The sequence below is a fragment of the Chitinophagales bacterium genome (assembly GCA_020636495.1).
GTDB lineage: Bacteria > Bacteroidota > Bacteroidia > Chitinophagales > Chitinophagaceae > UBA5543.
This window is the reverse complement of record JACJXQ010000008.1, coordinates 1,564,607-1,588,677: the sequence shown is the minus strand read 5'-3', so window position 1 is coordinate 1,588,677 and position 24,071 is coordinate 1,564,607. Positions and strand designations below refer to the sequence as shown.

Annotated in this window: 18 protein-coding genes; 5 read left to right on the top strand and 13 right to left on the bottom strand. The window is 45.5% G+C overall.

Annotation, left to right across the window (positions count from 1 at the left end; all coding sequences use genetic code 11):
* Positions 1-65: 65 nt before the first annotated feature.
* Positions 66-797 carry an NRDE family protein gene (locus tag H6550_06825; protein MCB9045836.1) on the top strand — a complete coding sequence of 244 codons (732 nt, stop codon included), beginning with the start codon at positions 66-68 and terminating at the stop codon, positions 795-797.
* Positions 798-868: 71 nt separating this feature from the next.
* On the opposite strand, the gene H6550_06820 is transcribed toward H6550_06825, so the two are convergent.
* The 4 genes from H6550_06820 to H6550_06805 are packed head-to-tail and all read right to left on the bottom strand — an operon-like array spanning position 869 to position 3,885.
* Positions 869-1,852 carry a pyruvate dehydrogenase complex E1 component subunit beta gene (locus tag H6550_06820; protein MCB9045835.1) on the bottom strand — a complete coding sequence of 328 codons (984 nt, stop codon included), beginning with the start codon at positions 1,850-1,852 and terminating at the stop codon, positions 869-871.
* 50 nt (positions 1,853-1,902) lie between these two features.
* Positions 1,903-2,430 (bottom strand): hypothetical protein, encoded by a 528-nt coding sequence (locus tag H6550_06815; GenBank protein MCB9045834.1) that lies wholly within the window; start codon positions 2,428-2,430, stop codon positions 1,903-1,905.
* Positions 2,431-2,434: 4 nt separating this feature from the next.
* Entirely contained in the window at positions 2,435-3,385 is a 951-nt protein-coding gene (locus tag H6550_06810) for a DUF4476 domain-containing protein (protein MCB9045833.1), read from the bottom strand.
* Entirely contained in the window at positions 3,385-3,885 is a 501-nt protein-coding gene (locus H6550_06805) for an acetyl-CoA carboxylase biotin carboxyl carrier protein subunit (protein MCB9045832.1), read from the bottom strand. The genes H6550_06810 and H6550_06805 overlap by 1 nt, the downstream gene beginning before the upstream one ends.
* 193 nt (positions 3,886-4,078) lie before the next feature.
* Between H6550_06805 and H6550_06800 the strand changes: the two genes are divergently transcribed.
* The gene (locus H6550_06800; protein MCB9045831.1) at positions 4,079-6,667 is read left to right on the top strand and encodes a M1 family metallopeptidase; all 2,589 of its coding nucleotides are present in this window, start codon (positions 4,079-4,081) and stop codon (positions 6,665-6,667) included.
* A 1-nt stretch (position 6,668) separates the two neighbouring features.
* Here H6550_06800 and H6550_06795 read toward each other — a convergent pair whose 3' ends face one another.
* From H6550_06795 to H6550_06775, 5 genes are all read right to left on the bottom strand, one after another.
* Positions 6,669-7,262, bottom strand: a complete 594-nt coding sequence (locus H6550_06795) for a dephospho-CoA kinase (GenBank protein MCB9045830.1) — start codon at positions 7,260-7,262, stop codon at positions 6,669-6,671.
* Positions 7,263-7,272: 10 nt separating this feature from the next.
* Positions 7,273-7,629 (bottom strand): preprotein translocase subunit YajC, encoded by a 357-nt coding sequence (gene yajC / locus H6550_06790; GenBank protein MCB9045829.1) that lies wholly within the window; start codon positions 7,627-7,629, stop codon positions 7,273-7,275.
* A 25-nt stretch (positions 7,630-7,654) separates the two neighbouring features.
* Complete coding sequence (locus tag H6550_06785) at positions 7,655-8,146, bottom strand: DUF1573 domain-containing protein (GenBank protein MCB9045828.1); 492 nt, start codon at positions 8,144-8,146, stop codon at positions 7,655-7,657.
* A gap of 19 nt (positions 8,147-8,165) precedes the next feature.
* Positions 8,166-9,101 carry a transcription antitermination factor NusB gene (gene nusB, locus H6550_06780; protein MCB9045827.1) on the bottom strand — a complete coding sequence of 312 codons (936 nt, stop codon included), beginning with the start codon at positions 9,099-9,101 and terminating at the stop codon, positions 8,166-8,168.
* Between the two features lie 163 nt (positions 9,102-9,264).
* Positions 9,265-10,500 carry an acyltransferase gene (locus H6550_06775; GenBank protein ID MCB9045826.1) on the bottom strand — a complete coding sequence of 412 codons (1,236 nt, stop codon included), beginning with the start codon at positions 10,498-10,500 and terminating at the stop codon, positions 9,265-9,267.
* 216 nt (positions 10,501-10,716) lie between these two features.
* Between H6550_06775 and H6550_06770 the strand changes: the two genes are divergently transcribed.
* On the top strand, positions 10,717-11,973 hold the full coding sequence (locus H6550_06770) for a geranylgeranyl reductase family protein (protein ID MCB9045825.1): 1,257 nt from the start codon (positions 10,717-10,719) through the stop codon (positions 11,971-11,973).
* Between the two features lie 3 nt (positions 11,974-11,976).
* Here H6550_06770 and H6550_06765 read toward each other — a convergent pair whose 3' ends face one another.
* Complete coding sequence (locus H6550_06765) at positions 11,977-16,503, bottom strand: S8 family serine peptidase (GenBank protein ID MCB9045824.1); 4,527 nt, start codon at positions 16,501-16,503, stop codon at positions 11,977-11,979.
* A 181-nt stretch (positions 16,504-16,684) separates the two neighbouring features.
* Here H6550_06765 and H6550_06760 point away from each other — a divergent pair, with 181 nt between their 5' ends.
* Positions 16,685-18,367: a DUF4397 domain-containing protein gene (locus H6550_06760; GenBank protein MCB9045823.1), complete on the top strand. Its 1,683-nt coding sequence runs from the start codon at positions 16,685-16,687 to the stop codon at positions 18,365-18,367.
* Positions 18,368-18,395: 28 nt separating this feature from the next.
* On the opposite strand, the gene H6550_06755 is transcribed toward H6550_06760, so the two are convergent.
* From H6550_06755 to rpsA, 3 genes are all read right to left on the bottom strand, one after another.
* Complete coding sequence (locus H6550_06755) at positions 18,396-19,085, bottom strand: response regulator transcription factor (GenBank protein MCB9045822.1); 690 nt, start codon at positions 19,083-19,085, stop codon at positions 18,396-18,398.
* Entirely contained in the window at positions 19,085-20,617 is a 1,533-nt protein-coding gene (locus tag H6550_06750; GenBank protein MCB9045821.1) for a HAMP domain-containing histidine kinase, read from the bottom strand. The genes H6550_06755 and H6550_06750 overlap by 1 nt, the downstream gene beginning before the upstream one ends.
* Positions 20,618-20,767: 150 nt before the next feature.
* Positions 20,768-22,639 (bottom strand): 30S ribosomal protein S1, encoded by a 1,872-nt coding sequence (gene rpsA, locus H6550_06745; protein MCB9045820.1) that lies wholly within the window; start codon positions 22,637-22,639, stop codon positions 20,768-20,770.
* A 226-nt stretch (positions 22,640-22,865) separates the two neighbouring features.
* Between rpsA and H6550_06740 the strand changes: the two genes are divergently transcribed.
* The gene (locus H6550_06740) at positions 22,866-24,056 is read left to right on the top strand and encodes an MFS transporter (GenBank protein MCB9045819.1); all 1,191 of its coding nucleotides are present in this window, start codon (positions 22,866-22,868) and stop codon (positions 24,054-24,056) included.
* The last annotated feature ends 15 nt before the right edge of the window (positions 24,057-24,071 follow it).

The following is a 24,071-nucleotide window of genomic DNA, read 5'->3' as shown; positions in this document are numbered from 1 at the left end:
ATCCATTCGTCCGGTAAATGTTTTTTCACATTACCGCGCAGCACAATCAGAGATCAGGAAGAGCTATGTCAACAGTTACATACTTGCCATATAAAGACAAAATATTCATTACAGTGAACAGGGACGACAGACCCTCAAAGTCAGGCGCCATTGCCCCTACTGTGAAGAAGGTAGAGTCCGGCAAAATATTATACCCGCAAAGCGATAAGAGTGGCGGTACCTGGATAGGTATACACAACAACGGTAACTCAATGGTACTGTTGAACGGCGCATTTGCACCGCACATACGCAAAGACAAATACAGGAGGAACAGGGGACTCGTATTCCTGGACATTTTTGACTCTGACAATCCCGTAAAAAAATTCAATGAAATAGACCTGCATGATATTGAGCCCTTTACCCTTGTGGTATGGCTGAAACAAAACGGCACACTATGGGAAATGAGGTGGGATGAATATGAAAAGTTCGTTACCTCGTTGCCGGCAGACATGCCCAATATGTGGTCGTCGGTAACACTGTTTGACGAGGCTATGATAGCCCGCCGCCGCAAACGGTTCGACGAATGGCGCCTGTCTCAGAAAAAGATAACCGGCGAAGCTATACGCTGGTTTCACGAGCACGGAGGCGAAGGTTTTGAACGTATGAACCTGAACCTGAACAAAGGGGCTACTCATACCCTCAGCATCACGGGCATTGAAATATCAGAAGACCGCTCTGTGATGTATTATCACGACCTGGTGACAGGAGAACAAACCATAAACGGGTGGTTGTTTGCCGACGAAAAATCTGACAAATAATATTTTGAATAGTTGACCGACTAAAAGGCCCTTTGCTGACGCAAAGGGCCTTTATTTATCTTAAGTACCTTTTATTTACGCAGGTACATTACGTCTTTTATCAGCTTTACCGTGCGGGCCACATCAGGCAGTGCGGCTGCTACCAGGTTGCCTGCATAGTGCATGTTGGTATCAGCTGCCGTAATGCGTTTCACCGGGGCGTCCAGGTAATCAAAAGCATCTTTCTGCACCCTGTATGCTATTTCAGATGACACACTGCCGAACGGCCATTGCTCTTCTACTATCACCAACCTGTTTGTTTTCTTTACCGACTCAATGATGGTTGCCCAATCCAGCGGGCGTATAGTACGCAGGTCTATTACCTCAGCGTCTATTCCCTCTTTGGCCAGCTCTTCAGCAGCGCCCAGCGCCACCTTCATCATCTTGTTAAAAGATACAATGGTAACATCGGTACCGGAACGTTTGATGTCGGCCTTACCTATAGGTATCAGGTACTCTTCTTCCGGCACTTCTCCCTCGTCTCCATACATTACCTCGCTTTCCATGAACACTACGGGGTTCTCATCCCTGATGGCAGACTTGAGCAAGCCCTTTGCATCATACGGATTAGAAACGGATATTACTTTGATACCGGGGATATTGGCATACCAGCTTTCAAACGCCTGTGAGTGCTGCGCACCCAGCTGACCTGCCGATGCATTGGGCCCCCTGAACACGATAGGGCATCCAAACTGTCCGCCACTCATAGAGCGCATCTTGGCTGCGTGGTTCAGTATCTGGTCCAGTGCCAGTACGGCAAAGTTCCACGTCATGAATTCAACTACCGGGCGCACGCCGTTCATAGCTGCTCCCACACCTATGGAAGCAAAGCCCAGCTCGGCGATGGGTGTATCAATGACACGCCTCGGGCCAAACTCGTCCAACATACCCTGGCTTACCTTATAAGCGCCATTATATTGTGCTACCTCCTCCCCCATCAGGAATACGGTCTCGTCCCTTCTCATCTCTTCCTGCAGAGCCTCTCTTAATGCCTGGCGAAATGCTATTGTACGCATATTACTTACTCGTTTCTTTTATTAAAAAAGTGGTTAAAGATAAACACTAATTATTTATCTGATGGCCTAAATATTACCGTGCTGCTCATTCCTTCTTCATTCAGTTGCAGTTTCAGCATGGTATCGCTCAGTGATATGATATCCATTTTTATCTCTCCCGAGGTGCTTCCTTTTGATGTTTCATCCAGTGTAAGCATACCTTGCTCGTCTATATGCCATTTGGTAGAGTCCGCCTCCCCGTTGAAGTTCATCACCACGATACCATCCTTGCGAAAATCGAACCATGTATTCTTTACTGCTGTCTCCTGTGCTGTTATATAGGCTTCCAGCTCCATTTTATTGGCCTCACGGGCACTGTCTATATTGCTGAAACCGTATACTTCTACATTCTGCTCAGGAGTGTTGTTCCTGCCAAATGTATCGAGGAAGTGGCGTTGCTCATCCATAAGTTTTGCCAACTCAGGATTATCCAGGCTTATAGCCTGCCATTTGCCGGTTATCATACTTTTCTTATCCTGTGTTTTACACGCCGCAAATAACACCACCATTGCGGTACAGCCTAACAGTATCTTTTTCATAATATTATTTTGATATGATCAGCCTGAAATAACTCTTCCATTCTTCGGTAGACAGCAGATTTTCATGAGCAGGAAAATTATACTGGTCCGTGATACGGGGGTATACCCTTTTCAGGAACGTGTATTTTTCCGGGTCATTACTTAATGCTTCTGTCAATATCCGTGCCTGGTTGCTGGTATAACAGCCATCCATTTTCGACAGAAGGTATTTCAGTTTCGTTTTTTCGTTTTTGTCCTGCACTTTTTTATACAGGTCTTCAAAATCCCCTTCGCTTACGGGTTCGGGGCAGTCGCTGTTCGTAACTGCCATGCTATTCCCCTCCGGTTCCGGCGAGGTATATTCATCCTGCCTGCCATAACCTGTTTCAGAATAACTGACCTCTTCCTGTGGTTCATTCCTCCTGCTTTCGCGTACCTCACGCGCAGGCTCCTGCTGTATGGTGCGTTCGTTGTTCAGCTCTACATTCGTCATGAACCTGGGCCCTGAGCTTTGCCTGGCTACCGTGCTATTTGCAACCGGAGCAGGCGTACTTTCAATCCGGGGTTTGTATACATAGGCTTCTGCTGTATTGGCAACGGGAGCTTTATCATCTTCGGGCTTATTACCTGCATGCAGGTAAAACTGCTGGTGAATATCATATAAGGTAAACGCATCACCTTTCTTCATGAGCAGAAACCCCCTGAAACCACTCTCCGGGACTACAATAGAGAACTTTTGTGCCGGGTAAGCATTTTGCTGAAACAGTACCTGTATATTAATAACACCGGGTGCCAGTTGTGGTATCAGGTTATAGTTTTTTCCATAACGGGGCAGCATCTGGTCCTCCAGTTTCACATAGAAAGGCAGTGTCTTGTCTCCCTGTATATATACATAGGAAAAACCATTGGCCAGCAGCCCACCGGGCAATACCGTACACAACAAAACAAACAGTATGGTATGAAGGGCCTGCTTCACTATTCCAGTTCTATTAATATTGCTCCCTTTTCGACAGCTGTTTTTTCCTGTACATTGATGGCTTTTACTTTAGCATCGGCACCAGCCTTCAGCACATTCTCCATCTTCATGGCCTCAAGAATCAGCAACCCATCGCCTTTGGCTATCTGCTGCCCGGGTTCTACCATTATTTTCAGGATCATACCCGGCATAGGTGCCTTTACAGGCTCTGCCTTCTGCATGGCTTTCAGGTCCATACCCATACTGGCCAGCAACTGGTCCATCGGCTCACTGACAGCTACCCGCTGCAGACGACCGTCTATCCTGAGCGTTAGTTGCTTGGCTTTGACATCAATACCCTCAACAGTAGCTGTATAACTTTTGTTATTATATAATATGCTGATGAGCCCATTGGGTTGCAACTGAATATCACAATCCACTTTTGTACCATCCAGCAGCCATTCGCCGCCTTCATTTACTACCGAATAGGCTTCTTTATCGTTTACAGATATCTGCAGCATGTAACGTGTTTGTTTTAATAGAGGGCAAATTTAACCAATTATTATTGGCTTTCAGCAGACTTGGAAGGTTTAACAACTCACCTTAGGTATGGCCTTGTGCCCTTAAATCAAAATACCCCGGTAAAGGGTAGCTCTATATTGTAAGTATTGAGTAATATTACCTCTGCAAATACACATCAGAGCAATAATACATATGAGATCTTTATTCCCTCTTTTAATGGTGCCCGTTCTTATTGCAGCATCTTGCAGCAGCAGTCGGAAAACAGCAAGGTCGGTAATGCTACCGGATATCACAATAAGTTCAGCAGGCAGCGAATACAGGGCGTCAGAAACCATGGACTGGGATATTACTCATACAGATGTGGCCTTACGTTTCAACTTTGCAGAAAAAACAGCTACCGGCCATGCAGAGCTGGATATGCACCCCTACTTCTACAGCAGCGACAAAATAATACTGGATGCTAAAAGCATGCAGATAAAAGATGTCCTGGTGAATGGCATGAAACAAAAACTGAATTACAACAACGACAGCCTGACCATTTACCTTGACAGGAAATACCACAACAAAGAGCAAGTAAAAGTATCCATAGACTATATAGCCCAACCTTATGCTGCACCTACAGGAGGCAGTAAGGCCATCAGGGACGACAGGGGATTGTATTTTATCAATACCGACAGGAGTGTACCCAACAAACCTGTGCAGATATGGACACAGGGAGAAACACAGGCCAACTCGCACTGGGTACCCACCTTCGACAGGCCCAATGAGCGTTTTACCACACGCATACACCTTACGGTGCCCGACAGCATGACCACGCTGAGCAACGGGCAGTCCGGAGAGGCAGTGTTTCATGAGGATGGTACACGTACTGATGTGTGGAGCATGGATAAGGAGATACAGCCTTATGTAATGATGTTTGCCATAGGTAAGTTTGAGATAGTGGCAGACAAACAGTGGAATGGCAAGGATGTGAACTACTACGTAGAACCACAATTTGCACCTTACGCCCTGGAAATGTTCAAAAACACACCCGAAATGATCGGCTTCTTTTCAGGTGTTACCGGTGTGCCTTATCCTTGGAATAAATATTCGCAGGTAGTAGTCAGGGATTATGTTTCCGGGGCGATGGAGAACACCAGTGCTACCCTGTTCGGTGAGTTCATCAACCAGGACAAGCGCGAAATGATAGACAAGGATTATGAAGACGTGGTATCCCATGAGTTGTTCCACCAGTGGTTTGGCGATTATGTAACGGCTGAGTCTTGGTCGAACCTGACATTGAATGAATCATTCGCTACTTATGGCGAACAACTGTGGCGCAGGTACAAATACGGCGAAGCATCGCAGCAAAAACTCGGCTATGATGATTTTATGTCCTACCTGAACCAGGCAGACAAGAACGATGCACCACTCGCCCGTTTCCACTACAACGAGCGTGAGGATATGTTCGACAGGATATCCTACCAGAAAGGTGCCAGTATACTGCACTACCTGCATGGGCTGGCAGGCGACAGCGCTTTTTACAGGGCCATGGACATATACCTGCATAGTAATGCACTGCAACCTGCCGAAGTACATAACTGGCGCATGGCTGTAGAGAAAGCAACAGGTAAAGACTGGAACTGGTTCTTCGACCAGTGGTATTTCAGGGGCGGACACCCGGTAATAGATGTGAATTATGTATTTGACGACAAAGCACGAAATGTCAAAATAACACTGGTGCAAAAACAGGACCAGATGTACCGCCTGCCCTTCAAAATTAATGTGGTGAATGGCAAGCAGGTATTCAGTGATATGATAGACATGGATGTACGGACGATGACCGTAAGCTACCCGTATCATGACAGCACAAGACCTGCTGTTTACATCGACGCTGACCACCTGCTGGTTGGCAAAATAAACGACGACAAAGCAACCGACCATTGGGTAAGATGTTACTACAATGCTCGGCCCGAAGACTACCGTGCAAAAATAGCCTCGCTGAAAGCCTGCAGCAACAGCTTAGGCACTGCAAGTGTGCAGGATATGTATAAAAAGGCCGTAATGGACAACCTGGAATATGTAAGGGTTTTTGTGATGAATGTGTTGCAACAGCAGAAGACGGACAAAGTGCAGAATATGTTCAGGTCAGACGTTCAGATGCTGGCCGTACAGGATATGTCCTGCCACGTGCGGGCAGCTGCTTTCGATGTGCTGGCCAAATGGAAAGTATCTGCTGCAGAAGATGATATATACGTGGGGCTTGCTGATATATCATATAAAGTAGAAGCCGCCGCATTAGGCGCACTGGCAGTAGTAGATAAAGACACCGTGTACTCTGTTGCTAAAAAGATGCTGGCACAGTACCCGAAAGCAGCGCTGCTGAATAAAGTATGGGATATTATAGGTGAAAAAGGGAATACCGAAGATACCGTTCTGATAAATGAATGGCACTACCGTTTTGCAGGCAATAACAAAATAAGCTATTCAGGCAGCCTGGCTAAATATATGAAGAACACACCTTCGGATGATGCGTTTGCCAAAGTTCTGGCCGAAGTGGAAAACTATATTACCACGGAAAACATAGGTGTTTACCGGGCATCAATAGCATCTTATATTTTCGACGTTGCCTATTTCTTTAAAGATGAGGTGGCAGCCACCAACACAAAAAACTCAGCTACCAAAGCAAACAGGAGATTGAATATGCTGCACAAAACCTTATTGCACCTGCAGGAAACGGAAACTGACGAGGATAATATATTTGTTTACAAGAAGTACATTGCCGATGTGTGGGGCGAGTAAATTAGCGCAGTTTTGCCCTGTCAAGTAGTTGGCTATGCAACTGCATTACCTGAGGTATGATGGCCTGCTTATCATCATTGATAATTACATGATCACACATGGCCATTTTTTCTGCGTCATTCATCTGGCTGGCAATACGTTCCTGCACTTTTTCACGGGTCATACCCGAACGTTGCATCGCCCTTGATATTCGAAGTTCTTCAGGTGCAGTAACACCTACCATCACATCCATATCCTTGTAGCTGCCGCTTTCAAAAAATATGGCTGCTTCTTTTATGGTATAAGGCGCGTTTTGCTGCTGCATCCATTTCTTACCGTAGTCTATGGTTGCGGGATGCACCAGCGCGTTGAGTTGTTGCAACAGGCTTTTGTCTTTAAACACAGCCGCTGCCAGTTGCTCCCTGTTCACCTTGCCCGACGTATATACACCGGGGCCAAGCAACTTAGTAATACCCGCTATCAGTGTGGGGTCTGTGTCCATGAGCATTTTTGCAGCATGGTCAGCATCAAATACAGGTATGCCGAGTGTATGAAACACCCGGCATACAACTGACTTACCGGCCCCTATGCCTCCTGTAATTCCTACTTTCAGCATAAACCCGTAATTATTTTTTTGTATCGGCAGATGCTGTTGCAATTCCTGCTTTTTTGCGGAATGCATTGGTCATTTCCATTGATACAGCTGAGCGCTCAATAGTAATAAAAGAACCGTGGTGTACTTCCAGCAAAAGGGTATCATCATCATTGGTACGCTTGATAGTACCATGGATCCCCGCTGAAGTAACTACACGCTCACCAACATCTATAGTGGTGGCAAATTGTTTTTGCTCTTTCTGGCGTTTTGCCTGCGGACGTATCATAAAGAAATACATCACGGCGATCATACCTACCAAAAAGATAAGCTGGATACTGCCTCCGCCGGCCGGCGCTTGTAATAATACTGAATAGATCTGTGCTAACATTATTCTGATGGTTTATTATATAAAATTAATACGTTTTATTCGGATCAGCCTTCACATCACCTTTAAAGTACAGCATATGCACGCTGCGTGCTGTATTGGTGGTGACAGATACTGATTTTTCCTGGTGGCCTGACTTATCTATAGAGTTAAATACCACTTGTATCTTACCTGAAGCTCCAGGCGCGATCGGGTCGCGCGGAAACTCTGCTACCGTGCATCCACAAGAGCCTTTTGCGTCGCTTATGATCAGCGGCGTTTTACCATTGTTGGTAAAGGCAAAATCATATACTGCTTTCTCTCCTTCATTCAGGGTGCCAAAGTCATGCAGAGTATCTGTAAAATCCATGGTCGGCAATGCATTCTGCGCTGCTGTGTCCAATCCGTCGGCAGAGTGAGGATTGTTCACCAGCTCAGTAGACAAAAGGTCTTTACCTGTCGCATCCTGCTTTTGCGTTGTATCATCGTTACAAGCTGTTGCTAATAAAACCAGCATCAAAAAAGGCATGAACTTTTTCATACAAAGTGTTTTGGCAAATTTATTTAGCGTTTCTCTGTTCTTTATGAATTTTATTTTCCTTAGCCAGGTCTTTCAGAATATTATCAAGCACCCCGTTCACAAACTGCCCGCTTTGTGGTGTACTGTACAACTTGGCTATCTCGATATATTCATTGATAGTAACCTTGGTAGGTATGGTTGGGAAATACAGGAGCTCACAAACGCCCATGCGCAGCAACAGCATATCTATCAGCGCTACACGCTCAGAATCCCAGTTCACCAGTTTAGGCTGTATCAGCTCCACACAGTACTCTTCTTTCTCTATAGTTGTAACCAGCAGGTTGTGTGCATATTCATTCTTCTCGGCAGAGATAAGTTTAAGGAAGTTGATGCGTGAGCTGCTTTTGAAGAAGTTATCCATCAATATCTTCACCATATCCATATCATCTTCCCAGCCGGGCAGTTCATCTGTAAAATATTCCATCACAGACTCATCACCGTATATCTGCTCATCCCATATGTATTTGATGATAGCCACCTCAATTTTGGGGTCTCTTTCCCTTACCGAAGTATAGCTTTCATACTCATCGGTTTCAACAAATCGCTTGTATATCTTTTTTACCAGGTCCTCATCCAGGTACCTGTTTATATCCTTATCCTTTATTTTCTCTGTAAAGGTCTCATTGTTCAGTATCTTCCAAAGAAAATCATTGCCAGAGATCTTGGTATTGACATTCAGGTCGTCTGAGGTTGGAAGATATTTTGATGCCCTTTTGCCGGCGTCTTTTTCGGCATACTGGGCTACACGCATTGTATACAGAACGGATATTACGAAGAGATCTAAAAAACGGGCCAGCTTTTCGTCCAGTAATTCAGCACCTTTTTTCTTTTGTTCTTCAGGGGTGGTTACACCTGTAGTAGCAAGTGTATAAAGTGCCTGCATAACTTTGACCCTGATATTTCTACGACCGATCATTCTATTAAGAACCTGTTTGGGGCGCAAAGATACAGGTTTGCAGCAGATAAATGAAGGTTTTATCCTTTGTAAGGCTTATTTTTTAACTTATTGAAACTGTCTCAAGGGCAGAACATCACCTGATATAATATAAAATAATGTCCCGAAAAGCTTTCAGAATATTCTATTTTACTGAAACAGCACCTGGAATATGTAACTGTTCTATTGGTGTATCGCTCGCCTTTACGGGAGCATGGTCTTCTATCTTATCGCCACTCTGCACTTTGGCAAACCTTGTTTTTGCAGACAAGAACCATTTTTCGAAGTATTCATATGAAAGAGCAGAAAGCAGCCCGGTGCCTCCCAATGATAATACATAAAGAACGACTGTACCTGCAACAGAACTTATTTCAACAACATTATATATTATCATCAGCTTGATGGTCACTATCAGTACTATATTATGGTACATGTACAAACCATATGATATTTTTCCTAAATAATTCAGCGGTTTGAATTCAAGATTGATAACAGATTGCTTATTAGCTGCCAGATTCAGTATAAGAACGGTAAATACCAGGGCGTACCACTCTTTATTATACCAGGGCAACACCCAGCCTTTTACAGTAACAATAGCAAGGACAGCGTACAAAGCCAGTTGCAGGTATCTATTGAACAAGATGTCCAGAATCTTTTGTTTGTTATAGAACAACAGGTAAGCGCCAATGCCGCCCAGAGCCATACAGTCTATGGAGAAATGATCCCAGAACAACCATGCATATTCCTGCGTGGTGAAACGGGTCATATCCTGGCTATAGAAATATACGGTTACCGTTTTTACTAACAGGTAGAATACGATAACACCAACCAGCATGGGCATTATCTTCTTCTTATTGATGGCCCACAACATCAATACAGGCCATATCAGGTAGAACTGTTCTTCTACCCCAACCGACCACGTTTGTGTGGCATAAGCAATATGCTCGTACAAAGTATAACCCAGGTTGGGCAGGAACGAAAGATACAATGCCGCCTTTACCCAAAAGGCGTCATTAATATGTTCACTATAGGTGGGCAGGTAAAAGAAGTCTATATGCGGAAAGACAAAAAAGCTGAGCAGAACAATAAGATAGTATACCGGCCATATGCGCAGGATACGTCGCATATAGAAACTCTTGATAGATATTGTTCCAGAACGGCGGTGTTCTTCCAGCAAAAGATAAGTGATGAGGAAACCACTCAACACAAAGAACAGAATAATACCCAACTGACCGAATACACCGCCCACAAATGAATTTTTATAGATATTGGGCTGTCCCAACCAGAACTTACCCATCTCTATATGGTGGATAATAACCACCAGTGCCGCCAGGAACCTGACGCCGTTTAAGTTCTTGAAATATACCCTGTTATCGGACATTTTATCTATTTGTTCGTTTCATATGCCTGCCGGCATTACATACAAACTTAGCATGCCGGAGGTGTCGTCAACAAGTTTGCAGGCGACATTTACATATTGTTAACCAATGTAGTATGTAGTTGAAATAAGGTACATCATGCAGAATTAATGCTGATTATTTGGGCAAACAGGCATAAAATTGGCTTTAGCCTGCTATATTTGGCGCTTCAAGAAGCAATGGACAGTAAGCATTTAGAGACTTCGGTTATTATCATCGGTGCAGGGCCTGCAGGAGCAGGAACGTCAATATATCTATCAAAAGCAGGCATACCACACATAATCCTGGAAAAAGACCAGTTTCCACGCGATAAGGTATGCGGCGATGCATGCAGCGGCAAAACAGCCTTTGTATTGCGCAAAGCCAACCCCGAGTGGCTGCAGGAGATATTCCGTCAACCTGAGAAGTTTACGCCCAGCCACGGCATCATATTCGTTGCGCCCAATGGCAAACCATTGCATATACCCTTCAACCCCAACAAACAACCGGGCGAACAAGCTCCGGGATTCACTACCCCGCGACTGGTTTTCGACAATTTCCTGTTTGAAAAACTCCCTACTGAATACAGCACCATATTTCAGCAGGCGTCAGTAAAAGAAATTACCCGTACCGATGGCAAAGTGACAGTAACTTTTGTACAGAACGGGCAGACATATACCATCACCGCACCACTGCTGGTTGGTGCAGACGGCGACAAGAGCATTGTGCGTAAGCAGTTCCTTAGTGAATACACAACAGATAAAACATCTGCCGTAGGTCTGCGCGCTTATTATGATGGCGTGACAGGTATGCACGAAGAAAATTTCATAGAACTGCATTTCCTTCCCGAGGTATTGCCCGGCTATTTCTGGATATTCCCCCTGCCCAATGGAAAAACCAATGTGGGGGTAGGCATATTATCAGAACGCATCAGGGCGAAAAAGATCAACCTGCGCGAAAAAATGCTGGACGCTATCAAGAACAACCCTAACATCAGCCCACGCTTCAAAAATGCTAAACTGGATGGTAAGATACTGGGCTGGGGATTGCCGATGGGTATGGAGCAAATGCCCGTGTCCGGTGAGAACTTCTTATTGACCGGTGATGCAGCCAGCCTGATAGACCCTTTCAGCGGTGAGGGTATCGGCAACGCTCTGTACAGTGGCATGCTGGCGGCAGATGCCATTGAGAACTGTCTGAAAGAAAATCGTTTCGATGCCGCGTTCATAAAAGAAGCTTACGATATCGTACTATACAGGCGACTGGGCGACGAACTGAAACTGGGTACTACCATGCAGAAGCTATGCCGTTTCCCATGGTTGTTCAACCTGGTGGTGAATAAAGCTGAAAAGAGTCCTTCTTTAAGTAAGACTATCAGTTGCATGTTCACCGACCTGGATCTGCGCGACCAGCTGAGGAAACCATCTTTCTATCTTAAGATATTGTTCAACAGGTAAGCACTACCTGCTGCGGTATACGATCTTTCTTTTGTGCTCTCTGTCGCCTATGACAATGCGCATAAAGTACATACCTGAAGCATACAATGGCGTCTGCAACGTCGTTTTGTTATAACCCTCATTTCCTGCGGTTGCTGTTGACTGGTATACGGTTCTGCCCATAGCATCTGTCATTACCAGGTGCATATCCGTACCATTGTGTGCTGCCCATTCTATATTCACAATGCCATTATCAGTAGGATTAGGACTGATACTGATAATACTGTTATCAGGCGTGTACAGTTTCAGGTCATATATCCTGATGTCATCAATGGCCAGCCCCTCAAAAGATGCGCCCTCATCTGAATGGAATACGTAGCGCAACTGTATATTGCCTACGCTATCAGGTAACGCTATCTCTGCCTGGTGCCATGTCGTGTTATCCAGCACATTCCATGCCTGGTAGTTGCTGTCGGTATACCAGTTGGTACCTTCTCCGTATGCCCCTACACGCAGCCATTTGTCGCCATCTGTTGTGTATTCCAGGTGCGCCTCGTCACACAGCACAAAATCACAGTTCTCAATATCCACCGCTATCCTGCTGCTGAATGTAGGGTGCTCCATCCCTGATATATCAAAACATGGAGAATAGAGATATGAGTTCTCCTTATCATTATAATTGCCAGATAAGTTGGTCACCCATGCTTTTTTCCCGCTATAAGCAGCACTTATCTTTGGTGCAGACGGTGTGCCATATGCCCAGGAACTGTTGATGCCTCCCGTGTACCAATAACCGTCTCCGGATTCAAAATCCTCAAAATACGGATAGGTACTTACCAAAGGTTGGTTCCTCACCTTGTAATCAAGAATGCTGTCATTCTTCCGATATGTATCCCCGTTGGCCGAAAGCCATATATCCAGTTGATGCTCGCCGGAGGCGGAGATGTCCAACAGGTTACTGAATGTAAAATCAAGGGTTTGTTTACCTGCCAGGCTTGATAACGATTCTGACACTACGCTACCATTATCCAGCCTGTAATGCAACGAAATATTCTTCTGCTCGATATTCACACCATTACGTATCCTTATGGTCAACGGCGAAGGCCCGGTGATACCGCAGGACAGTTGTGTAGGCAGCACCACACCCAGTAGTTGTACATCATTTTGCACGGTATACAACCGTACATTATCCAGCGTCATACCACTACCTGCTTTCAGTGCCCCGATATTTGAAATATCATTCTGGCCAAACTGCACCTGTGTACTGGATGAAAAATTGTCACCGGTATTTAATACCAGGTCGCTGAGAGATATACTGCCTGAATTCAGCACCTTGCCAACGTCACCTAACCTCATTTCATAGGTATATATGGGTTGAAACTCCTTAGTATCCTTGCCTCTTGCTACTACCTCGTTGCCGGGTTCAAACTTGGGCACGCCATGTATGATATAATCAAATTCCAGCCTTACTTCATCTTTGTTCGCATCATAATTAGCCAGGTTGAATGTACCTGTCAGCGCATTGAAATTGCCGGGGCAGTTCTTATAGGCGTCAAGACTCAGCGAACGCTGGCCACTGATCAGCACACTGTTGAGTACAAAGCTCCTGAGCTGCCCGGTATCGGTGGTCTTCTCAAAATCCCATCGCCTGTCCGTACTCAACCCGAATGTATCTTTAATACTCCTGAAAACCGGGAGCGATTCAAAGCCATCATAATAATCCAGCGTAACAGAAGGATTAGGCAATTGGGACACGTAGTAGTCAAAACTATCATTACTATGTACGGGATCTGCCAGTGCCAGATTCTCAATAGCTACCCTGATGTGGTGATCTCCTTCAGCAGAAAGGTCTAAACCAAGTATACTCACAGATGTCGCGCTGTTGGCGGCAACAGGAGTAGCCATACTCTGCGGCACCCATGGTCCGCCATTGATGCTGTACGACAATTTGTAAGTATTACAAGGCGCATCATCAAGATTACGCACCCTTACCGTTAATAGTTCAGCGGCTGTTAATTCCGTGCCCGTTAGCTTTCTCCCCGTTAGCGGTGCCGTCACTTTTTCTATCATCAGGTCACCGTCAGAGATATTGCCGCTGCAGCTACCATCTTTAGGTGTGCGCTTTACCGCTACATTCCTGTAACCCGCCAGGCCATCTATTACCGGGCTCACGGCCACATAATAAGTGCTATCCGGGTCTAAACCGGAGAATACATAATTAGTTATTGTTACGGTATCCACCACTGCCATAACAGGCCCTGCTTTTCTCATCACCACGTACCCGGTAGCATTGGGTATGGCACTCCATTCTATTTGTATGTATCCGGGACATTGCACGCTACTCAGTTTCACATCAGGTTGTGTGCTGATTATGAACATTTCACTCGTCGCTTGTTCAGCGCCGCGAGTCAACCGCATCAGGCATTTGCCCGAGTTGATGCCGGCAGGTACCGCCCACTTATAATGCAATTGTCCTGCGGGAATATTGTTATCTATCATATTCCACACACCACCGGTATTCTCAGAATACTCAAGCGTGAATGTGCTGTTCCCTTTCGATGCATCCCAGTAGATATACATAGAATCACCTGCCTTTACAGCACTGGCAGTAAGCGGGTATTTAAAGGCTATGCCTGCAGGTATAAAGTCATACGCGATGACATAATCCTGGCTGCCCGTTGGCACACTAAAGCCTTTTACCCTGATAGTATATTTACCCGGACCGGGATCATCTATTACTACCTGTTCACAGTTATTCAGCCTGTCTTCTTTTTCTACCGCCGGGTTATTGATATTAGCCGGTGTGGCATCAAGTACCAATGGTTGGTGCACCTTATTACCCGGTTCAGCCACTTCAAGGTCTATATCATTTACCAGCACCTTAGCAGCCATTGGCGTAGCAGGCGCATCATGCCAGCACAACAGCACCTTCAGTTGAGCAACACCGGGAGGTACTACAACATCATAGGTTTGCTCTCCTCCTGTAGAAATATTGCCGGTGGCATACCTGTTACTGTCCAGCATAATAAGAGAACGCTGCACATTAAGAAAGCCAAAACCAAACCTGTAGTCCGGGCCTTCGTTGCCTATATCTGTAGCTCCGTTTATCAGCAAGGTTTTCAGCAGGTCAGCCCTGGGTTTTGTAATGCCGCTCAGTTGTTTCATTCTTTGTGCCAGCAGCGCTGCTGCTCCTGCCACCTGCGGGCAGGCCATGCTGGTACCACTTGCTACAAGATATTCATCATGCCTGGTGGTTGAGTTCACATTCACGCCAACGGCAGATATCTCAGGTTTCAATCGTCCGTCCCTTACAGGCCCGCGCGACGAGTTGTCTGCATTCACATACTCACGGTCGGTACTGGCCACTACAAGGTTATTTTTTGCAGGTTGATACCCTCCTGTAATGGTGGCAAACCCCTGCGGGTAAGGCGGACAGTCATACAGGCCGTTGTTAGCAGCCGCAAAAACCTGCAATACGGTATTATTAGAATTACAAAGTTTATCCAGCCCTTCCGACAATACGTCGTAGATACCCGAGTTATCGCAATTGCCCTGTACCGACGAGTAAGAGTTGTTAGTTACGATCACATTATACAATGATGATATTTCGGGGGTAGCATCAAGCACATCACTGAAATAATGGTTCGTTAGCGTAGCTGCAGGTGCCATGCCTTCACCTCGCAGGTCTACTATGCCTGCACCACCAACAATACCGTTGATATGCACCCCATGATTGGTATAAGCTGCCGTATTGTAGTTGATGATCCTGTCCATCAGGTCTACGTGATATATGCCCGAAACATTATCTCCTACACCAATAGTTATACCCTCCCCTTTCAGTCCATATCCTCCGTTGCTTAATGGTGCTGCTGCCAATTGTCCGCGGGTCATCGCTTTCTCGTCTATATTCAATGGTACATCTTCCCGGTATACATTCGCATATGCTACGCCATACCATTGCATAAGCGGAACGACGTTGTGCTTTGGCAGCCGGGCATGGATATAGCCCATAGAGGTCAGCCTGTTGCTGAGCATTACTCCGCCCGATGTAGCTATAGCCTCCAATGCATCAGCCTCTTTTACGCCGGTAAACATCACTGTCAGTTCTACCTCTTCTCCTGCATGCTGAACTGCGGCTTTCAGATCATCACTCATTTTCATGTCCGGTGTAACGTTCGTTATGTAGCTTATGCCGGCTGCATTCAATAATTCCTTTTGCGGGTATTGGTAGCAGGTAACTACATAAGTATTATCGGGTATATAATCACCCAATACTATACCGCTGTTTTTCAAAACTTCTTTCCTGCTGTCAGCTGGTAACGTATCAAACTGAAACAGTAGTTGAACAGGAAGCTTCAACCGTCCCGCCGGATTATTTTGCAACCACTCATCTACATTGTTGTGCGTGTAAACGGTTCCGCTTTTCAGCAGTATCTTTTTATTGACAAGTGCCTGCGCACTGACAACTGTAACATAAACAGTCAGCAGTATTGTACTTGCCAGGCGTGTAATGAAACTATATTTATTATGTATTGAAATTCCGAAGTTCATAAGAGGCGTTGCAAGCTGCAACTTATTATTTCAAGATGTCAATTTACCAATTAATGAGGAATAATAATGTGCTAATAACCTGTGGTTTGTAATCTGCATGTCAGTTTGTAACAGTTTGGGATATTTTCATTATTTTTAATGTTTTAACAGGAACGAAGATCTCATTACTTAAAAAGTATTTATGAACGTAAAAACTCTACTTGTATTCTCTCTTTTATGGCTGTCCCTTTCATCAAAAGCACAGGTTACTCGTGTGCAGTTCATCAACAATTGTCCGGAGCTGGCCTTACCAACGATTGATATTTATGTAAACGGATCATTGTCGGTAAACGATTTGTTTTTCAGAAGCTCACAGGCATATGTTGACCTGCCTGCAGGAACAGCTCTTGACATAGGAGTTGCGGAAAGTACTTCACTTACCGTGGCCGATACTTTTTACAACATGAATATAACGCTGAACCAGACCAATGTTTATGTGATGGTGATAGACGGGGTAAAAAGCACTACAGGTTACAGCCCATACAAAAAACTGTCCATGCACGTATACAATATGGGACAGGAAGGAGCAACTGCCGGAAAAACCGACCTGCTGTTCCTGAACGGATGTACTGATGCACCCCAAATGGATATCAGAACAGGGCTGGACATTCTGGCCAACGATCTGGGATATGGCGATTTCAGCAACGGTTACACTTCATTGTCTGCTACTGGCTACTACAACTTCCGCATCACCAATACCGTTGGCAACAAAACCACACATAATTACGAAGCTGACTTCCCTACCTTATCTACTTCGGGACTGGGTGTAGTAGTGATTGGTTCAGGTTTTATGAATCCTGCAGCCAACAGCAATGGTGAACCGTTCGGTCTCTGGTTGTCACTGCCTACAGGTGGGCCGCTGGTAGAGTTACCATTTACCACAACAGCCGAAAAACTGGCCAGGATACAGGTAATACACAACAGCGCGGATACCGGGGTTGGGAAACTTGACTTTTATGTCAATAACCAAAAAGCAATAGATACGTTAGATTTCAGGCATGCCACAGCCTATATGGACGCATATGCCGGCCTGGCCATGAACGTAGGTATCGCCAAGGCAGGTTCGGGTAATCAATTCTTCAATACCAATATCACGCTCGACTCGGGCAAAACATATGCTGCAGTGCTGAATGGTATCGAAAGCGATACCAACTACCTGCCAAAGCCGGCACTGACCATTGACCTGAACAACAATGCGCGCGAAGAAGCTACGGTAGCAACGAGCACCGATGTATTGTATATGCACGGCAGCACAGATGCCCCTGCTATCGACATCAGGAAAGCGGACAACTCATCGTTATTTGCTGACCTTAATTATGGTGATTTCAGTGCGTCTTACGGCACTATTGCACAAGGCGGTGTTCCTGTCATCAAGATAGATACGGGCAGCGGAAATGTACTAATGGAGAAATACGAGATCAAGATCACAGACTGGAACCTTACAGGCAAGTCTGTAACGATTCTCTTCTCAGGCTTCGCAACACCTGACAGTAACAGCGGAGGTCCCGCTCTCAGCATGTGGGCAGCACTGCCGGAAGGTGGAGCCATGAAAGAACTTCCTGTGTACACAACAGTTGACAATGCAGCTGCTAAAGCAAAACATATCAAACTTTTCCCTAACCCGGCGCACAACGTCATCAGCTTCGAAACTACTACTGCAACGAACAACATACTGGTAACAGATGTTACAGGCAAAGTAGTGATCAGGTTGGACAATTACAGCAAAACAGGTATAGACATCAGCGGCCTGGCTTCGGGGACTTACCTGCTGTTGATGCAGGATGAAGAAGGAACAATAAATTATAGTGAATTTATAAAACAGTAACGGGAATAGTAAGCAGTATGTAACTACATTACATACTGCTTACTATCATTTTAAATCCTATGCCATAAGCATTCAATATTTCTATAGCAGGGTCTTCTTTCAGCCTCTTCCTTATCTTGCTGATGTACACATCCATACTCTTAGCCGAAAAATAATCATCATTACCCCACACTTTTCTCAATATTACATCCCGATTCACCAGCACATTGATATTCGTCACCAGCATATACAGCAATTCACATTCTTTTGAGCTGAGCTTTTCCACCTCTCCATTGATCTCCAGGGTCATCGCAGTATGATCGAAAGTATATTTTCCCACAACAAAAACATTTGTATTGGCTGCAGTAGCAGGCTGATGCAACCTGCGCAAGATCACATTAATGCGCATATACAACTCCTGCGTACTGAACGGCTTGGTGATATAGTCTTCACAACCGTATTCAAAGCCTTTTATCCTGTCGTTCTGCATTCCTCTCGATGTAAGAAAGATAAAAGGCACATCAGGGTCTACTTTTCTTATCTCTTTAGATAGCTCAAAGCCATCTTTCATCGGCAACATCACATCCAGTATGCATAGACTGAAGTACCCGGGTCTGAACTTCTTCATCCCCTCTTCTCCGTCCTTACACCACACGGTCTCAAAACCTTTATGCTCCATATTCTCCTTCAGCAGCATACCCAGGTTGGTATCGTCTTCTACAAAAAATATCCTGTTCATCATGTTTTGTTGTTTTTGGGTAATCGAATGGTAAACGTGCTGCCATAGCCCGGTTTGCTTTTCACCAGTATTGTACCGCCATGACAGTCAACAATATATTTCACATAACTCAGCCCGAGCCCAAAGCCTTTTACATCATGTCGGTCGCCGGTATCGCTTCGGTAGAAACGCTCAAATATATGTTCCTGTGTCTCGGCTGTCATACCAATGCCATTGTCACGCACTTCTATCACCAGCCATGTTCCTTCATCATAGGTACTTACATGTATCTCAGGATTGGCCGACCTGTACTTTACTGCATTATCCACCAGGTTCAGTACCATATTATACATCTCTCTTTCGTTGCCGTATATATGGTGTGTATGCGCACCCGGCTCAAATACCAGTTGGCCATTCACACTCTTTACCTGCATGTTAAAACTCTCTATCGCCTTCCTGGTCAGTTCGTGCATATCCACCGGTTCATATGCCACCCCGTTATCCTTATGCTTCATCGTTGCCAGCTCAAGTATCTGGTTCACGTTTTTCTCCATATGCCGGTTCTCTTCCTCGATGATGTTGTAATAGAAATCAGGATTCTTACCCGTATCCCGCCAGTTCTCAATAGCCAGCCCTATGTTGGTGATAGGTGTCCTGAATTCATGGGTCATATTATTTATAAAGGCGTTCTTCATCTCAGACAGTTTGCGCTGGTTGATGATGGTGCGTACAAAATAGGCATAGGATAATATCAGTATCAGGATGATCACTACCGACGATATCAGCATTACAGATAATGACCTGATAACCTTGGCAAAAGGTTGGGGCAGGCCTATGACCAGCAAGTAGGGCTCGGTTACCTCATTGGCAAACAATGGCACTTCCAGCACGTCTCTATAGCTATAAGGCTGCCTCAAACTGTCTGTAAGAATAAGAAAGGCTCCGGCACCCTGCTTTTTTACCCCGGCACTGTAATTGGTATCCAGCTCATTTCTGCGCAACACCTCTTTTATCTGTGCGTCCAGGTAGTTCCGTCCTATGGCATTTTCAATATCAATAGTATTATCAAAAGCTTGTTTCAGGTTCTCGCTGGTCAGCTTATCAAAAGCATAAGAAGCAGGATCCCTGACGCCTTCAATAGCAAAATTGAAGGTCGCGTCCAGCGAACTCGCAAACCTGCGCAGCTCCAGCGACGGGTAATTCTCAAGGATCGTATCTCCATTCACTATGTGAAAGTTGAACAGGTTCACCGTATCTATAAACCCTCCTTGCTCCGGCCCTATGTAATTGCCGTTGCTATCTACCTTCTGCTTGACAAGGTATATCCCCTCCCCTTTGTTGATATAAGTTTTTGCACGCAGTATGTAGCAGGATGCGTATTCCTCTGCCTGGCGCGCCAGTTTCTCAAAATCACTGTTCAGGCTGCGCTTTATAGCATTCTTCTCTACTGCGATGGTCTTATTGATCCAGTATAACTGAATGCCTATCAGCCCTACCAGTACAAATGCTATCAGTACATAGAGGTAATTATATTGCCCTTTCCGCAACGACATAACCAAAGATAAACGCTTAATATATGTCATAAAGCCATATAGCTGACTAAAATCACGATTTAAGGATGTTTAACTTTTGGATGACAACTCCCCCAAAAGCAACGGGCCCCGCTATTGCGGGGCCCGTTATTAATTATGAGTTATACTGAATTATTTATCGTCTTCAGCTTTCTTCATTTTTTCTTTCAGCTCAGCCAGTGCATCCAGGTCGCCCAGGGTAGCTTTTTCTACCTTGCTCTGAACGTTCTTCATTGCCTTCTTGGTCTGCTCTGTTTCAGCTGCTGCTTCTTTGCGTGCGGCATCTTTCTCGTCAGCTTTTGCTTTTTCCCAAATGCGGCTGTGAGATACCATAATACGCTTGTCGTTGCGATCGAACTCGATGATAACGAACGGAAGTGTTTCGTCCACTTCTACGTTGCTGCCATCTTCTTTGCGCAGGTGGCGTGCAGGAGCAAATGCTTCCAGGCCATACTGCAACTGTACGATTGCACCTTTCTCATCACGCTTGGTCACTTGTCCTTCGTGTGTGCTACCGATAGGGAACACTGTTTCGAAGGTATTCCACGGATCTTCTTCCAGTTGTTTATGACCCAGTGCCAGTTTGCGTGTTTCTTTATCTATGCTCAGGATAACCACGTCTATCTCGTCACCTACTTTAGTGAACTCGTTAGGGTGATTGTAGCGCTTGATCCAGCTCAGGTCGCTGATGTGGATCATACCGCCGATACCTGTTTCCAGCTCAACGAATACACCATAAGGAGTGATGTTCTTCACGATACCTTTGTGGCGGCTGTCTATCGGGAATTTGTTCTCGATAGTATCCCATGGATCTTCAGTCAGTTGTTTGATAGACAGGCTCATTTTGCGCTCGTCTTTATCCAGTGTTACAACTACTGCCTCATACTCGTCGTTCATGTTAAAGAACTCCTTGGCATTGATAGGCTGAGATGACCATGTGATCTCTGATACGTGTACCAGGCCTTCTACACCAGGCATGATCTCCAGGAATGCACCGTAATCTTCTATGTTTACTACCTTACCTTTTACTTTAGCACCTTCTTTCACATCATCGCTCAGGCTCTCCCAAGGATGAGGAGTAAGTTGCTTCAGGCCAAGGCTGATACGTTTTTTCTCATCGTCAAAGTCAAGAACTACCACGTTCAGAGACTGACCGTTATGCAACACCTCGCTCGGGTGGCTGATGCGGCCCCAGCTGATATCTGTGATGTACAACAGGCCATCTACACCGCCCAGGTCGATGAATGCACCGAAGTCAGTAACATTCTTAACAGTACCTTCCAGTACCTGTCCTTTCTCCAGTTTACCGATGATCTCGCTACGCTGCTGCTCGATATCGCTCTCGATAAGCGCTTTGTGAGATACAACGGCGTTGCGTATAGCTTCGTTGATCTTTACTACTTTGAAATCCATGGTCTTACCAACATACTGGTCGTAGTCGGTAACTGGTTTCACGTCAATTTGTGAACCCGGCAGGAATGTTTCCAGTCCGTAAACATCTACTATCAGGCCGCCTTTGGTTTTGCTGGTAATGGTACCGGTAACCACTTCGCCTGTTTTGTAGAAATCCACGATCTTCAACCATGCACGGCTCTGGCGTGCCTGGCGGCGGCTCAGGTGCAGGTGACCGTTGCGGTCTTCCTTCTCTACCACCATTACTTCCACTTCATCGCCGATCTTTACTTCGTCAAGGTCACGGAATTCGTTCAGTGATACCAGGCCATCGCTTTTGAAACCGATGTTGATGATCACGTCTGTTTTGGTTTTACCCACTATCTGGCCTACCAGCAGTTCAGACTCTGTAATGTCTTTAAATGTACTGTCGTACATCTTTTCCATTTCGTCTTGCTCACTTTGTGAGTAGGCAGATACGTTTCTTTTGTCCACGCTCCAGTCGAAATCGTCATGAGCGCCGGCTTGTTGTTCTGTCAAGCCCTCAGTTTGGTTAACAATTTGATTTTCTTCCACTTTTAAAAAATTTTTTGGACGGCAAAGGTACCGAATATATTCAAAACAAAAAAATCAAAATCTAAATACTTTGAGCGATTCCAATACTGGTTTTCAACCAATTACACATTAACAAATATCCGCCGACAATCCGCATCTATCACCGCCTTTGCCTTACCTTTGCACCACATTTTATAATACAGGTACTGCATTGCGACCATACATATCCTTTTTAATAAAGAACAAAACACTGCGATACAAGGAGTTCCGCAGCTATTTAGGTATGCGCATCGCGCTCATACTGGCCCTGAATATGCAGATGACCATTGTGAGTTATATGGTATACCAGCTCACAAAAGATCCGTTATCGCTGGGTATGATCGGCATATGCGAAGTAGTACCCGCCATAGGTTTTTCTTTCTTCACCGGCCACTTTTCCGACCAGCACGAAAAACGAAACCTGATGATGTGGTGCATCGCAGGTTTTATGGCCACTTCGTTGATATACCTCGGGCTGTCATTACAGTCGTTTCAGGATATTGCAGGCGTTAAGGCTACTGTTTGGTTCATGTATGCAGTAGTATTTGCCAACGGGGCTATCAGGGCCTTTGCCAGCCCGGCCAACTTCTCGCTTATGGGGCTGCTGGTGCCTCGCAAACACTACGCCAATGCCAGTACATGGAGCAGCACCGCCTGGCAAACAGGTGCAGTGTTAGGCCCCCTGCTGGGTGGGGCCATCATGGCCATTGCCGATTATACCATCAGCTATGCACTGGTGTTCGTGATACAGTTACTATCTCTGCTGGCTATACTCACCATACCCCGCAAACCGCTCACCCATAAGCCCAACACACCTATGCTGCAGAGCCTCAAAGAAGGACTCACGTTTGTATTCCGCACACAGGTGATACTGGCAGCACTGGCACTGGATATGTTTGCCGTACTCTTTGGTGGTGCTGTTGCATTATTACCCGTTTATGCTACTGATATACTCCAGGTAGGCGAAGTAGGCTTTGGCTGGCTGCGTGCAGCACCGGGCATTGGTTCTATCATATCATTGCTCATTCTCAGTGTGATACCGCTCAATAAGAATGCCGGAAAGAAATTGCTCCTTGCATTGATCGGCTTCGGAGTCTCTATTATCATATTCGGTATCTCTACCAATTTCTTCCTGTCGTTTAGTATGTTGCTGCTTAGCGGTATGCTCGATGCGGTAAGCGTGGTCATCCGGTGGACGATACTACAACTCTACACCCCCGATGCCATGCGCGGGCGTGTAGCGGCAGTAAATACCATGTTCATCTCCAGCAGCAACGAGTTGGGTGCCGCTGAAAGCGGCTTTACTGCAAGGCTTATGGGTACCGTCACTGCTGTAGTATTCGGCGGTTGTATGACCATTGGTGTAGTTATCTTCACATGGCTCAAAGCGCCCAAGCTTCGGCAACTGCAACTGAATGATGCCCCCGATCACTAAAGCCTTACTTTTATT